The sequence below is a fragment of the Iodobacter fluviatilis genome (assembly GCF_900451195.1).
Lineage (GTDB): Bacteria > Pseudomonadota > Gammaproteobacteria > Burkholderiales > Chitinibacteraceae > Iodobacter > Iodobacter fluviatilis.
Genome location: NZ_UGHR01000003.1, coordinates 48,984 through 62,665 on the forward strand (window position 1 = coordinate 48,984; position 13,682 = coordinate 62,665).

Annotated in this window: 13 protein-coding genes; 3 read left to right on the forward strand and 10 right to left on the reverse strand. The window is 48.7% G+C overall.

Translation table 11 applies throughout. The features are described from left to right. Positions 1-912 (forward strand): heme o synthase, encoded by a 912-nt coding sequence (cyoE, locus tag DYD62_RS15595; RefSeq protein ID WP_115228371.1) that lies wholly within the window; start codon positions 1-3, stop codon positions 910-912. Positions 913-959: 47 nt separating this feature from the next. Here the strand turns inward: cyoE and DYD62_RS15600 are convergent, their stop codons facing one another. The 4 genes from DYD62_RS15600 to ubiU all read right to left on the reverse strand — a co-directional run bounded on the left by DYD62_RS15600 (position 960) and on the right by ubiU (position 4,857). Continuing rightward, positions 960-1,790, reverse strand: coding sequence for an undecaprenyl-diphosphate phosphatase (locus DYD62_RS15600; RefSeq protein ID WP_115228900.1), 831 nt, complete (start codon positions 1,788-1,790; stop codon positions 960-962). 397 nt (positions 1,791-2,187) lie between these two features. Beyond that, a complete protein-coding gene (gene ubiT / locus DYD62_RS15605) occupies positions 2,188-2,613 on the reverse strand; it encodes a ubiquinone anaerobic biosynthesis accessory factor UbiT (protein ID WP_177880692.1) in 426 nt (141 codons plus the stop codon). Beyond that, entirely contained in the window at positions 2,610-3,485 is an 876-nt protein-coding gene (locus DYD62_RS15610) for a U32 family peptidase (protein ID WP_115228373.1), read from the reverse strand. The genes ubiT and DYD62_RS15610 overlap by 4 nt, the downstream gene beginning before the upstream one ends. A gap of 373 nt (positions 3,486-3,858) precedes the next feature. Then, on the reverse strand, positions 3,859-4,857 hold the full coding sequence (gene ubiU / locus DYD62_RS15615) for a ubiquinone anaerobic biosynthesis protein UbiU (RefSeq protein ID WP_115228374.1): 999 nt from the start codon (positions 4,855-4,857) through the stop codon (positions 3,859-3,861). Positions 4,858-5,245: 388 nt separating this feature from the next. Here ubiU and gnd point away from each other — a divergent pair, with 388 nt between their 5' ends. After that, a complete protein-coding gene (gene gnd, locus DYD62_RS15620; RefSeq protein ID WP_339360915.1) occupies positions 5,246-6,205 on the forward strand; it encodes a phosphogluconate dehydrogenase (NAD(+)-dependent, decarboxylating) in 960 nt (319 codons plus the stop codon). Between the two features lie 43 nt (positions 6,206-6,248). Here gnd and DYD62_RS15625 read toward each other — a convergent pair whose 3' ends face one another. After that, the gene (locus DYD62_RS15625; protein ID WP_115228376.1) at positions 6,249-7,160 is read right to left on the reverse strand and encodes a bifunctional helix-turn-helix transcriptional regulator/GNAT family N-acetyltransferase; all 912 of its coding nucleotides are present in this window, start codon (positions 7,158-7,160) and stop codon (positions 6,249-6,251) included. A 157-nt stretch (positions 7,161-7,317) separates the two neighbouring features. On the opposite strand from DYD62_RS15625, the gene DYD62_RS15630 reads away from it, so the two are divergent. Continuing rightward, positions 7,318-9,333 (forward strand): M13 family metallopeptidase, encoded by a 2,016-nt coding sequence (locus tag DYD62_RS15630; protein ID WP_115228377.1) that lies wholly within the window; start codon positions 7,318-7,320, stop codon positions 9,331-9,333. Positions 9,334-9,381: 48 nt separating this feature from the next. Here DYD62_RS15630 and DYD62_RS15635 read toward each other — a convergent pair whose 3' ends face one another. The 5 genes from DYD62_RS15635 to DYD62_RS15655 form a co-directional block, all read right to left on the reverse strand. Next, the gene (locus DYD62_RS15635) at positions 9,382-10,113 is read right to left on the reverse strand and encodes an AIM24 family protein (protein ID WP_115228378.1); all 732 of its coding nucleotides are present in this window, start codon (positions 10,111-10,113) and stop codon (positions 9,382-9,384) included. Beyond that, positions 10,113-10,754 carry an AIM24 family protein gene (locus tag DYD62_RS15640; protein ID WP_115228379.1) on the reverse strand — a complete coding sequence of 214 codons (642 nt, stop codon included), beginning with the start codon at positions 10,752-10,754 and terminating at the stop codon, positions 10,113-10,115. Before DYD62_RS15640 ends, DYD62_RS15635 begins: the two co-directional genes overlap by 1 nt. 28 nt (positions 10,755-10,782) lie before the next feature. Continuing rightward, entirely contained in the window at positions 10,783-11,400 is a 618-nt protein-coding gene (locus DYD62_RS15645) for an AIM24 family protein (protein WP_115228380.1), read from the reverse strand. 228 nt (positions 11,401-11,628) lie between these two features. Beyond that, on the reverse strand, positions 11,629-12,087 hold the full coding sequence (locus DYD62_RS15650; protein ID WP_115228381.1) for a tellurite resistance TerB family protein: 459 nt from the start codon (positions 12,085-12,087) through the stop codon (positions 11,629-11,631). Positions 12,088-12,278: 191 nt separating this feature from the next. Beyond that, entirely contained in the window at positions 12,279-13,517 is a 1,239-nt protein-coding gene (locus tag DYD62_RS15655) for a DEAD/DEAH box helicase (RefSeq protein WP_115228382.1), read from the reverse strand. Between the last annotated feature and the right edge of the window lie 165 nt (positions 13,518-13,682).

Below are 13,682 nucleotides of genomic sequence, written 5' to 3' on the forward strand. Positions count from 1 at the left end.
ATGCGTACTCTCGCCCTTACCCGCTCCCATGCCCAGCTGGCTGAGCTGCTGAAACTTGGCAAACCGCGCGTCATTGCCCTGATTGTATTCTGTGCCGTGGTTGGCATGCTGCTGGCCACTCGGCAGCTGCCATCTATCGCCCTGCTTTTGGCCGCTACAACAGGTATTGGTTTGGTTGCCAGCGGAGCGGCCGCTTTTAACTGCCTGATCGAAGTAGAGCGCGATGGCAATATGCGCCGCACCCAGCAGCGCCCGCTGGTTAAAGGCTCGGTCAGGCACAGCGATGCCCTGCTCTATGCTCTGATTACCACCGCAGTTGGGCTGTGGCTGCTGGCCGCTTTTGTCAATATGCTGACGATGTGGCTAACACTGGCAACCTTCTTTGGCTATGCAGTGATTTACACCCGCTTACTGAAAGCCGCAACGCCACAAAATATTGTGATTGGCGGTGCATCCGGCGCCATGCCGCCGATCTTGGGCTGGGCTGCCGTCACCGGCAGCGTACCGCCCGAAGCGATGATATTATTTTTAATTATCTACACCTGGACGCCGCCGCATTTCTGGGCTCTGGCGCTATACCGCCGCGATGAATACGCAAAAGCGGGCCTGCCCATGTTGCCCATTACCCATGGACTAGCCTTTACCCGCTTATCTATCCTGCTCTACGCCGCCATCCTCGCCGCAGTCACCGCCCTGCCGGTGGCATTAGGCATGAGCAGCTGGCTATATGGCGTCGCTGTGGCCGTGCTGAACGCGGGCTTTTTATCGCGGGCATTTAAACTATGGCAGCAAGAGGATGAAGCAGAAGGGGATGTGATTGCGCGGGAGTTATTTAAATATTCGATTAAATATCTGGCGTATTTATTTGCAGCTTTACTGCTGGATCATTGGTTGATGGTGTTAGTGACGTAAAACGCCCTCTACCCCTCTCCGAAAAAGGAGAGGGGTAGACAAGAAAATTACACCGTCCAGCTCACCATACCGCTATAGGCAGTGGCCAATACAATCAAACCAAAGGCAATTCGGTAATAGGCAAAGCCTACGAAAGTATGAGTAGAAACAAATTTAATCAGCGCACGAATAGCGATAAAAGCAAAGATAAACGAGGCAATAAAACCCACAGCAAATACGCCGCTATCACCGATATCTAATTCATGGCGGTGTTTAAGCAGGCTGTAAATTGAAGCCGCGCCCAGCGTTGGAATCCCCAGGAAAAATGAAAACTCCGTTGCCGCCTTGCGGGAAATACCAAGAAACATGCCGCCAATAATCGTAGCTCCTGAGCGACTGGTGCCTGGGATCAGGGCAAGACACTGGCAAAGACCCACTTTAAGCGCATCTTTCAGGCTTAAATCATCAACGGTTTCAATCAACGCTACTTTATTCACTTGGCGTTTTTCTGCCCAAAGAATAATTAAACCACCCACAATAAACGCCATGGCCACGGGTACGGGTTGGAATAAATGCGCTTTAATCACCTTGCTGAATAGCAGGCCTAAAATAGCCGCAGGAATAAACGCAATCACCACCGCCAGCAATAAATTACGCTCGCCGCCTGGCTTAACCGCCCCGGTTAAGGTGCTCACCAGCTTGGCCCGGTATTCCCACACAACTGCCAGCATAGCGCCTAGCTGAATAAATATTTCATAAACGTCGCGCTTTTCCTTGCTCATAAAATTGAGCAAATCACCTGTTAAAATCAAATGACCCGTGCTGGAAATTGGCAAAAACTCAGTAATACCCTCAACCATGCCCATAATGAGCGACTTAAACAGCAATACGATATCCATTGATAATCTGCCAATAGCCTGAAAAGAGAAGCGCATTATATCTGGGCAATCTTATCAACTGATTAAGATCTGCTATTTATTGAAGGATTTACATTAGAGCTTGTGGCTTATTTTTTGTAGGGTGGGTAAAACCAATCCAATCAACTTAAGCACAACCCACCAGAAATGATGCTCTTGTAGCTTGGGTTAGCGGGTTTGTTCGTCGATTTTAGGTGGACAAAACCACGTAACCCAACATGCAGGCGTAAACGAATGTTGGGTTACGCGATAAAGCGGCTAACCCAACCTACGAATTCACCTTAAGTTGATAAGACTGAGGTAAAAAAAGCTAAACCAAATTAGATTTTCTCTGTGCTCTATGTGTGCCCGGTATCTACAGACCTTTTAAAACACAAAATCAAACCGGTAAATGCGCACGTAATCTGCTCGGCAGCCAAGCCAGAAGCGGCTCAAAATCAGTCGCATCCATCAGATTTTTAAGCGTAAGCCCCAGCTCGGTATCGCCCTCAATGCTTAAGCGGCGCTGAAAAAACAACGTGTCAGGGTCTTCCAGACGGCGGGCCAGCACCAAATAATCTGCAAGGCTGGCGCTAAAGGTGACATCTGCCGCGCCGGTCCCACGCTTAAACCGGCCATCCTGAAAAGAAAGCGTCAGGCCACGACCAATATCCAGCACTTCTAGGCGGATATTTCGCCCGGCCAGCCATGCAAAGTCTTCCTCTGGCCATAGTTTATTTTTAACCAGATTTAAACTGCTGGCTAAGGCGATAGCCACTGGGGCTTCGGGTAGTTTAAATAAAACTAATTGCTGCAAACGTTTCATACACATTCCTTTATGCCCGCTTCGCCATGCCAATAACCATTCACAAGCCCCTGTGGATAAGCTGTTGAAAAGTCGTGGACAGCCTCGGGATAAGTACATTTTTCAGCATAGGCCGCGACCAGCACAGCTGTGCCGGTGGACTGCGGGCTAATGCGCAGATAATCAATGCCCATCTGTGCCATTTTTGGCAATTCGTTATAGAGCGACTGGCAGGCGGAAGACTGAGTCTGAATGCCGTTCAAGCGTAAAAACCCCTGGCCTTCACGGGTAGAAACTAACTGCCCATCCGCATGATCCAAGCAGCGAAACTCACAGGCATCTTTGCTCAGGCCGTAATAACGCGCAGTAAAGCAGCGGGCCGAAAAAGCCAGCGGCAAATGGCCGTGCACAAAGACTTCCGTCTCAATGGCACTGGTTTTCTCGGCCAGAATGGCGGCGATATCGGCCTGGCTGCTTTCTAAAGAAGGCAGCCAGCGCATTGCGCCCTGAGCCGCAAACCAATCCAATGCCGCACCGTTATAAATATTAAGATGCGGCCCGGCTACAAAACGCATTCCCAAATCCCGCGCCACTTTAACTGCGCCTAAATCATTAGCCTCGATACAGCCCCCCGCCTCGGCCAGCCTTTTTAAGCTGGAAAGATCACTGGCAGATTCCAGCAGCGCCTGCGATGAAATCACCACCTCTTTACCCGCAGCACGCAGCTGCTCCGCCACTTCCAGCCAATCCGCACTACGCAACTCGTGGCGGCGCGAGCAAACCACCTCGCCCAGATAAATCACATCCACCGGCCAAGTTGCTGCCCCGGCATAAAAATCCAGCACCTGCTGCTTAGGCCAGTAATAAAGAATGGGGCCAAGAGAGAGTTTCATTGTTATTCCTGTATAAAGCGTCGGGGCTCACCCCATATGCGCTAACTGCCTTGATTTTAAAATTCAAATGAAGCAAAAACTAAGCTATGGCTACGTTATCTGCATAGGGCTTTTACCTCCCCTGAAAACGCGCCGAGCGAGGAACAAGCGGGGCGGGGTTTCGGCGAGGATGTTTGAGTGAGCCTGCGAGCGAGTCCCGCAGCCGCCGACTCGATTGTCCGCAGCGAAGGGGTTTCGCGTTTGTGGGGTCGCCTTCTTTGCTTACTTTCTTGGCGAAGCAAGAAAGTGAGTCCCACGCGGGGGACTCCCGCACCCAAATACCGTGCCGAAGGCACTTAAAAACGTATCAAAACCCCATGGGCAAAACCTATCCTCATCGCCACGGCCTGCTATAAGCCCCCAGCGTTTGCTGATGCCCCTCAGACACTTTATCCAGCGTGGCTTGCCAAGCAGGCTTAACGGAGTAACGCGGGTCGGCACAGCTATCGATCGCCATACGTAAGGTTTTAGTCACCTCAGCCACATAAGAAGGGCTGCGCTGGCGGCCTTCTACCTTGATCGCGGCCACTCCGATACGCAACAGCTCTGGCAAAATGGATAAGGTATTCAGGCTGGTCGGCTCTTCCATGGCGTAATAAGTATCGCCATCGACTTCAAAACGGCCCTTGCATAGCGTGGGATAACCAGCAGGCTCGCCCGCATCAAAACGATCGATCAGTACGCCATTTAAACGCGCATCCATACGCTCACCCTGTTTATCCCAACGTACAAACTGCGCAGGGGAACAAACGCCATGGGTATTGGGTGATTGGCCTGTTACATAGCTGGATAAAATGCAGCGGCCTTCAGCCATCACACAGAGGCTGCCAAAACCGAATACCTCGATTTCTACCTGGGTATTTTTAATTACGTACTCAACCTGAGGCAGAGTCAGCACACGCGGCAACACGGCCCGGCGCACGCCAAAACATTCGTGAGCTAAATTGATGGCTTCAAAATTAGTGGCCGACCCTTGCACCGATAAATGCAGATGCAAATGGGGATGAGTTCGGTGGGCATAATCCAGCAGACCCAGATCGGCCAGAATCACCGCATCCGCCCCCAGATCAGCGGCTTTATCAACCGACGCACGCCAATCGGCAATTCGCCCCGGCTGAGCATAGGTATTAATCGCGATTAATATTTCACGGTTTTTAGCATGAGCGTAGCGCACGCCCTCGCTGAGCTGCGCATCGCTAAAATTGAGGCCAGCAAAATTTCTGGCATTGGTGGCATTTTTAAAACCGAGGTAAACCGCATCAGCGCCCTGGTCAACGGCGGTTTTTAAGGCAGGCAGGCTGCCCGCTGGGCAAACAAGTTGGGGCAGGGCCATAAGCACCCCCGAAGTATAAACAGAGGCAGCTTACAGGCAGGTGACAACATGCTTTTTAAGCTAAATCAAACTAAGCTCGGAATAACGCGCAGAAAAAAGCGTGCGGCTGCAAAAATGCAGCTACGCACGCCCCAATCACCCACACACAGAGAGTCTTTTCACAAAGCCCACACGCTTTGCGACGACTTTTTAATCATAGTGCACTGCAATATATTTTGCCTTAATCGAGATCAATTTTGCTGAAATAAGCAAAAAATTCTTAGAAAACAATGAAAAACACCGTTTACTGCGTTTTGTAGGCATTTGCTTCGCACTACGCACCAAGCATAGTGCCATAATTCCCAATTGGCAGACACTGGACTAAGGTTCATGCTGCACGTTATTCCCGCTGGGACACAAACCCAGCAACGAAAACCAACAAACAAGGATGCTCAAAATGCAAATTGCAATGATTGGCCTCGGTAAAATGGGCAGTAATATGGCACGCCGTTTGGCTGCTGGCGGAGCCACCGTATTTGGCTTTGACGTAAGCGCCGAAACACGTAACCAACTGGCCGCAGACCACGCCAATATCCGCAGTTTTGACTCCGTAGCCAGCCTGATTGCAGAATTACCAAGCCCACGCGTGGTATGGATGATGCTGCCAGCCGGTGAAATCAGCGAAACCATGTTTGGCGAGCTGACTGCACTCCTGGCACCAGGTGATTTAATTATTGATGGCGCAAACGCCATGTATAAAGACTCACAGCGCCATGCAAAAGAACTGAACGCCAAAGGCTTTAAGTTTATGGATGCGGGCGTATCTGGCGGCGTCTGGGGCTTAGCTAACGGCTACACCATCATGATTGGCGGTGAAAAAGACGCATTTGCGATGGCAGAGCCCTTCGTTAAAATCCTGGCTCCGGCATCGGATCGCGGCTGGATTCACGCTGGCCCGGCAGGTAGCGGCCACTATGTGAAGATGGTTCACAACGGTATTGAATACGGCATGATGCAAGCTTTTGCCGAAGGCTTTGCCCTCTTGGAAGCCAAAAAAGAGCTGAATCTTGATCTGGCCGAAGTGGCTGAAACATGGCGTCATGGCTCGGTAATCCGCTCATGGCTGCTCGACTTAACTGCCGACACGCTGAAAAACGATACCAAACTAGAAGACATCCAACCCTTCGTTCCTGATTCAGGCGAAGGCCGCTGGACCGTGCTGGAAGCGGTAGAGTTGGGCGTACCTGCACCGGTTATCGCAGCGTCGCTATTCCAACGCTACACCACCCAGGGTAAAGGCGATTACGTCGCTAAATTGCTTTCCATGATGCGCAATGCCTTTGGCGGCCACCATGTAGCAAAGAAGTAATTGTTTCACTCAGAAAAACCCGTCTTTTTTAAGACGGGTTTTTTTATAGATCGAGCAGCATAAAGATTTCACAAGAGTGATGGCCCGTCGCCCCCATGGGCTCTGCAATCTGCCTGAAGCCCATTTTTTTATAAAGCGCCAATGCTGCAGGAAGGCATGCAGTCGTTTCTAAATAGCACTGCCGGTATCCCGCGTGCCTCGCAAAATCACACGCCATGATCAGCAAACGCTTTCCCAGCCCCAAGCCCCGACAATCATCCAATAAATACATCTTTTGCAATTCACACACCGATGCATCTGCCCCGGCCAGCGGCGCAATCCCTGCCCCGCCTGATAAAGTCCCCGACTCTTTTTGAATCACCCAATAAGCCGCCCCAGCCTCTTGATAACAAGGGTAAAGCTGATCCAGATGTGGATCCGCCACACCATAACCACGCTCTTCACTCAGGCCATGCTCGGCAGAAACCTGCCGAATTACCGCAGCAACTGCAGCATTATCCGTTTCTGCCATCAGGCGAATTTGATAGCCCTTTTGCACGCGGGCGGCGTTTAAAGCCTGCCGGTATAAATCTAAACCCGCCTGCAGGCGCTGCTGCTCAGCAGGATCCAGCTGCTGTAAAACACATTCAATTTCTGCATCATATTCAGCATGCACAGCCCGTAAAACATCCCGCCCGGCCAGAGATAAAACAGCCTGCTTGCTGCGCTTATCGCTGGCATGAGCCTGCCATTGAATCAGCCCCTCTTCCGCTAATTTTTGCAGTGTGCGGCTGATATTGGATTTATCGATACGCAAACGCTCAGCCAGCTGCAAATTGGTCTGCATTGCCTGCTCCAGCTCGATCAGAATATGCGCCTCAACCGGGCTGAGATCGACCTTGCCACATTTTTTTGAAAACACGCCTAGCTCACGGACAATATCCCGGGATACGGCTCTTAATGATCTGGCGTTCATAGCGGCTCAAATATAGTTGCGATTTACAACTATATTTCATTCTTTCAGAAAACACCATAGGCAGTTGATATTTTACATCTCGCTTACCCCAATATATTTAAACAGCATAGCCACGTAAATTCATCGCTCATCTCTCAATTAATAAGATTCCCGCCCCATGTCTAATTCAATTCGCACCGCCATTGCTGCGCTATTTATTGCTGGCTCGGCATTCAGCCATGCCAATAATCTGGTTTTAGAAGCCGGTGCAATGGACAGATCGGCCGATCCTTGCAGTAATTTTTATCAATATGCCAATGGCCAATGGCTGGCGAATCATCCTGTGCCTGCGGATCGTGCCCGCTATGGGGCTTATGATGAAGTTTTTGAGCGCAATCTCACGGCGCTTAAAAATATTATTGAAACGGCAGCTAAATCAAATAGTGCCAATGCTGCCGTACAAAAAGTGGGGGCATTTTATTTAAGCGGGATGGATGAAGCGCGTTTAGAGGCAGAAGGGGCAAAACCACTGGCAGAGCAATTAGCGCAGATCAGCGCAATTAAAACGCAGGCAGACCTTATTCAGGTATTAGCGCAGCTACATAAAGAAGGCATTAATCCGCTGTTTGATTTTAATGTTAGCCAAGATGCAAAGAATTCACTGCGCTATATCATGGATTTATCTCAAGGCGGCTTAGGTTTACCCGATAGAGATTACTATTTAAAAACCGATAGCAAGCACCAAACACTACGCCGGCAATATAAGGCACATTTGGTGCAAATATTTAGTTTGTTAGGGGATAGCCCGCAGGCTGCTGAAAAAAATGCCATTCGTGTGCTTCGCTTAGAAACAGGTCTTGCCCGTGCATCAATGACAAAAGTTGAGCAGCGTAACCCTGAAGCCACTTACCATTTGCTTAATTTAAATGGCCTGCAAAAAATAAGCCCGCACTTTGCATGGCAAGCTTATTTTGAAGCAATGGGTGTTAGCAAGCCCTCTGATATAAATGTTTCACAGCCAAAATTTTTTAGCCATATCAGTAAGGCAATGGGCTCAATACCATTAGATGATTTAAAAACCTATTTGCGCTGGCACTTAGCGCATGCTCAGGCCAAATACCTTTCTTCTGATTTTGTAAACGCCGATTTTTCTTTTTACAGCCAAGCACTGACGGGTACAAAAGCATTGAGGCCTCGTTGGAAACGAGTATTAAAAAGCTTAGATCAGAATCTGGGCGAAGCACTGGGCGAGCTCTATGTTGCAGAATACTTTAGCCCTGCAGCCAAAACCGAAGCGCTGGAAATGGTGGCAAACATTAAGCTGGCCATGGCAGAGCGAATTAAAAATTCAGAATGGATGAGTGCAGTAACTAAAGAGCAGGCATTAAAAAAACTGGATAAGGTTGTGGTCAAAATTGGCTACCCGGATATCTGGCGCGATTACAGCAGCCTGCAAATTACCAAAGAATCGTACGCGGCTAATATCCGCCGCGGCCATGAGTTTGAATTTAAACGGCAGCTGGCTAAACTGGGCAAAGAAATTGACAGAAATGAATGGGGAATGACACCCTCTACAGTGAATGCCTATTACAACCCAAGCATGAATGAAATGGTTTTCCCTGCGGGTATATTGCAAGCACCGCTATTTCACGTTAATGCCGATACCGCCAGCAATTATGGCAATACCGGCGCCACGATCGGCCATGAACTCATTCATGCTTTTGACGATGAAGGCAGCCAGTTTGATGGTGATGGCAATTTAAAAAGCTGGTGGACCAAGGAAGACAGAAAGAACTTTACCCAGCGAGTTACACGAATAGAAAAACAATTTGATGAGTTTAATCCGCTTGATAAGCTGCATATCAACGGCAAGCTCACTGCGGGTGAAAATATTGCCGATCTGGGCGGATTAACAATTGCCTTTCAGGCCTTAAAGAAATCTTTGGCCGGCAAGCCACAGGCGGAGAAAATAGATGGTCTTAGCCAGGAGCAACGCTTCTTTATTGCCAATGCACAAAGCTTCAGAAGTAATACCCGGCCAGAAGAATTACGCCTGCAAATACTCACCGACCCGCATGCACCAGAAAAATACCGTGTGATTGCGCCAATTGCCAATATGCCAGAATTTGCCGCGGCTTTTTCATGCGATAAATCAGCATTAAGAAGTGAAGATAAGCGGGTTAATATTTGGTAGATTAATTTCAGGATGGGCATAAAAGTTGCCCATCCTGAGAATACCGTTCTAAGCTTTCAAGTTCTGCGCAACAAACCCATTCAGGCTGTTTAATTCACTTTTATTTAAAGATGGCAATTGCGCAATAATATGTGCCAGTGCAGAGTGATCATTCAGGCCAAATTCTGAAGATTGAATCAACACCGTGCCCTGGCCACTGAAATCAATCTGCTTTTCTTCGCCTGATAAAGTAATGCTTGTCATTGCGCCCACCGCCGACAATACATTGGTGACATGCTCGTAATCATAGCGGTATGAAGGGCTGGGGCAATCTGCCCAGCCTAAAATGGCCTGCTCATCCACGCGGCATGGCAAATCTAAAAAGTGTACCGGGCCATTACTTGAGGCGATTAATTTACCATTGCCCATCAAGGTTAAAAAACCTGGCATGGTGGATTCCTGGCAAATAATATTTTTGCTGAAACCCAGCAAATGGCTGGCCTTAATCGTCATATTCGCGTCTTCAAGATCATAGCAGGCGATATCATTGCCATTATCTCCAAGAATCAATTGCCCCTGCCCTTTGGCAACGACAAAATGATTGATATAAAGCGGAGAATTAAATGATTGCTTAACTAAAATATCCAGCAGGCTGGAACCCAGTGCATTAAATTGCAGCTGTCCATAAAATGCAATCATTTTACCCTTACGGATAAATATTTCATCGGCCACATCCACCACAAAGGCAAAACGATTCAGATTATCGTTTTTAGGTAAATTACCGGGATTATAAATAGTCATTATCTTTCACTCGCCTGAATATAAACCGTGCCCTGCCCCATAAACTTCACTTGGTAGGATTCGCCCGAAGCCTGTCCGACAAAAGTTTTCCAATTTAAATCGGTCACAATGGCAGAAGTCAGATTTCCTTTGTGGCCAATATAGGCATTAGGATCGACAAACACCGGCTGCTCGGCGGTAACAGGCAAGGCAATCGCATTTCCATCCGATAAAATCGCCATTTCGCCCGTGCCTTGCAAGGTGGTGGTAAACAAACCCTGCCCACTCACCGCGCCGCGCACCATGCTCTGCACGCCGCCCTGATTGCCCAGAAACATGGTGCCAACGGTGAGCCGTGCATCGTAGGCAAGCAGGGTTTCGCTCTCTACATACACCATCTCATTATTGACCTGAATAATGCTGACAAATAATCCATCATGCCCGTAATAAACTTTGCCACTCCCCTTGGCCACCATCACGGCATTGCTTTCGCTGGTTACCGTGCGCATCGCCAGGTCTTGCACTCCGCCACCGGCCAGAAAAGAGCGGGCGAAATTAAGCTTGCCCTGATAAGCAATCATTGAGCCTTTTTTGGCAAAGACTTCTTCATTATTCAGGGTGATTTCAATCAGTTTTTCATTGATTTGCGTGTAAGAAGGCATGGCTTAATCCTTAAATGGCAGGCAAGTTTTAACGCTCAGCAGGCTGGATATACACCACGCCCTGGCCGGTAAACTTAAATTGATAAGATTCACCCGATGCCTCGCCCACCATCGTCCGCCAGTTCACATCAAATACAAACTCTTGAGAGATATTGCCCTTGTAGCCAATAAAGGCATCCGGATCCACAAACAAGGGGGAATTTGGCCCTACTTCCAACGTAATCAGATTGCCCCGCGAAATCACCGCGATATTGCCGCTGCCCTCTACCGTGGTGGTGAATAAGCCCTGACCCGATGCCGCCCCGCGCAGGCCAGCAAAGGAGGTGTTGGTTTTAAGGCCCATGTCGTAAGCCAAGAGGCTGCTGCTTTCAATAAACAGCTTTTCATTTGCCAGCGGAATCACAGCAATTTCGGCCGCATTATGGGCAAAAAACACTTTGCCCGTGCCGCTGGTTTGCATCAGCGACATGCCTTCGTTGCTCACCTTACGTTTGAGTGCACCAAACAAACCTTCACCGCCCAGAATAGCTTTTTCAAACTTCATCGAGCCGGTGTAGGCCACCATCGCACCAGCAATCGCCAGTACTTTTTCATTCTGCAAATCCACCTCTAGCAGGCGATCTGTGTTGATTCTGAAACTGCTCACAACGCCTCTCCTCATGATGCATGATGACTGGCAGATGGATGCCAGCGGCTATTTATCTGACATAATACTGGATAACAGTAGTGGATTTAGCAAGGGTAATGCGGGGATATAAACAGAATATATTTTGTGTTTCTTACATAAATGCCACAATATAACTAGGCTTACAGCGATCTCTCATCATTTGAGGCAAAAAAAAACCTGCCTGAGCAGGTTTCAATTCAATCAACATTAATTTAAACCGAACTCCGCTTCGTTCAGCGCCAGCTCATGGCAAATGGCAATCACCATTTTCTTTTCGCTGGCATCAAAATCACCATCGGCAATACCAATAGCACAACAAACACGAACCATTAATTTGCCTGCATCTGTATTGCTTTTAATTTTAGCGATTGTTTTAAGCGCTTCTGCCTTGCCAATTTCATAATCAAAATCAAATTTCAGCGCTACTTTATTAAAAGAGTCGATCACATCGGCCTGATCAAATACTTTTAATTCATCCGAATTATTAATATAGCCCAGCATTTTCTGCTTTTCATCTGCACTAATCTTACCGTCACTACTTGCAACTAAAGTACAGCCTGCAATCACTGCATTTAAAAAATCTTTATTTTTAAATTTAGTTACTTCATTAGCCAGCATTGTGCTGGCATCCTGACCCATCTTTTTGATCGAATCTAATAAAGCCATGGTCTGTCTCCTGCTGAGTTTAAGCAAACGATGAAGATCTAAAATAGATGATACTCATGTTTAGGTCTGCGGCAGAAGAAATAGTTCATTTATACCCAATAATGATACAAATCTGATTGGGTATAAATAATTATTCAGAAATTTAAATCAATTCAATAAAGTTGCAATGCAACAAATACATTGGCATTCTTTTATTGATTTTCTTGTTCTGCGCGTGCAGCCGCAGCACGTAATTTATCTTTTTTACTCATTCGCACGCCTTTCACTCCGCCCGTATTGGCCGCCACAGGCATGCTGATCAGCTTGGCTTCAAAGCCTGCAATCACTTCACGGCTAAGGCGGATATTTTGCCGAGTTTCGATCAGACGAAAATGCGCTTCGGTGGCAGCACTCACTAGGCTGATCGCCGTGCCACTCGCACCATTTCTACCCGTGCGGCCAATACGATGGGTGTAATCCACCGGCGAGCGCGGCAAATCGTAATTCACGACCAAGGGCAGGCCGTCGATGTCGATACCACGACCAGCCAGATCGGTCGCCACCACCACTTGCAGGCTGCCCGATTTAAATTCGGCCAGCACCTGATTACGGCGACCCTGGCTAAATTCGCCATGGAAAGGCGCGGCGTTAATGCCTTTAGCGTAAAGCGTATTAGCCAGTTGCTCGCTGCCATGCTTGCTGGACACAAACACCAGCATCCGCTGGCCTGCATTTTCTTTAATCAGATGCGCAAGTACATCAGCGCGACGCTCGGCATCCACAAAAATCGCCCGCTGCAAGATATCCGGCTGGCTTGTTTCGGTGGCTGCAATCATCACCCGCGTTGGCATATTTAATATGCCAGTCGCTAGGGCATTTACATCTTCAGGAAAAGTCGCAGAGAAAAACAGGCTTTGGCGCTTGGCAGGTAACAGTGCCAGGATGCGGTTAATTTCGGCAGCAAAACCCATGTCCAGCAGGCGATCGGCTTCGTCCAGTACTAGGGTATTAAAAAACTCAGGCCGAACAGCATTCTTGTCGATTAAATCCAGCAAGCGGCCAGGCGTTGCCACCAGCACATCGGCCCCACCACGCAGCAGCATCATTTGCGGATTAATCGCCACACCACCAAATACCGTCGCCAGCTTGATAGGCCGAGTCATTTTGCCTAAAGCCGCCAACAAGCCCTTGATCTCCTCACCCACCTGCACTGCCAGCTCACGCGTTGGCACTAAAATCAGCGCCTTGCTGCTGCCCGTTGTCATCAGATGCAGCAGAGGCAAAACATAAGCAGCCGTTTTGCCCGAGCCGGTCTGAGCCTGCGCCAGAATATCTTCTCCCCACAGCACAGCAGGAATCACCTCCGCCTGAACCGGCGTTGGGGTGATATAGGATTTTTTGCTGGCAGCAAGTAAAACGGCGGGTGACAGACCCAGAGCGGAAAAGGACATGATGGGCCTTAGATAATATTTCTGACGGGTGCGAAGTATAAGCGAGATGACGGAAGCTGTCCTTGTGGATAGGACAGGATGCAAAACTGAGCGGGCTTGTTATTTACCCAAGTCAGCTCTCGTTTGGCAGGTCGTGCTCAGCCAGCGGCTAGGCGCGGGATAAGC

Bases quoted from the DNA above. Each gene is read 5' to 3' on its own strand.
- cyoE (WP_115228371.1), top strand. From the start codon at position 1: ATGCGTACTCTCGCCCTTACCCGCTCCCATGCCCAGCTGGCTGAGCTG.
- DYD62_RS15600 (WP_115228900.1), bottom strand. From the start codon at position 1,790: ATGGATATCGTATTGCTGTTTAAGTCGCTCATTATGGGCATGGTTGAG.
- ubiT (WP_177880692.1), bottom strand. From the start codon at position 2,613: ATGAAACGTTTGCAGCAATTAGTTTTATTTAAACTACCCGAAGCCCCA.
- DYD62_RS15610 (WP_115228373.1), bottom strand. From the start codon at position 3,485: ATGAAACTCTCTCTTGGCCCCATTCTTTATTACTGGCCTAAGCAGCAG.
- ubiU (WP_115228374.1), bottom strand. From the start codon at position 4,857: ATGGCCCTGCCCCAACTTGTTTGCCCAGCGGGCAGCCTGCCTGCCTTA.
- DYD62_RS15625 (WP_115228376.1), bottom strand. From the start codon at position 7,160: ATGAACGCCAGATCATTAAGAGCCGTATCCCGGGATATTGTCCGTGAG.
- DYD62_RS15630 (WP_115228377.1), top strand. From the start codon at position 7,318: ATGTCTAATTCAATTCGCACCGCCATTGCTGCGCTATTTATTGCTGGC.
- DYD62_RS15635 (WP_115228378.1), bottom strand. From the start codon at position 10,113: ATGACTATTTATAATCCCGGTAATTTACCTAAAAACGATAATCTGAAT.
- DYD62_RS15640 (WP_115228379.1), bottom strand. From the start codon at position 10,754: ATGCCTTCTTACACGCAAATCAATGAAAAACTGATTGAAATCACCCTG.
- DYD62_RS15650 (WP_115228381.1), bottom strand. From the start codon at position 12,087: ATGGCTTTATTAGATTCGATCAAAAAGATGGGTCAGGATGCCAGCACA.
- DYD62_RS15655 (WP_115228382.1), bottom strand. From the start codon at position 13,517: ATGTCCTTTTCCGCTCTGGGTCTGTCACCCGCCGTTTTACTTGCTGCC.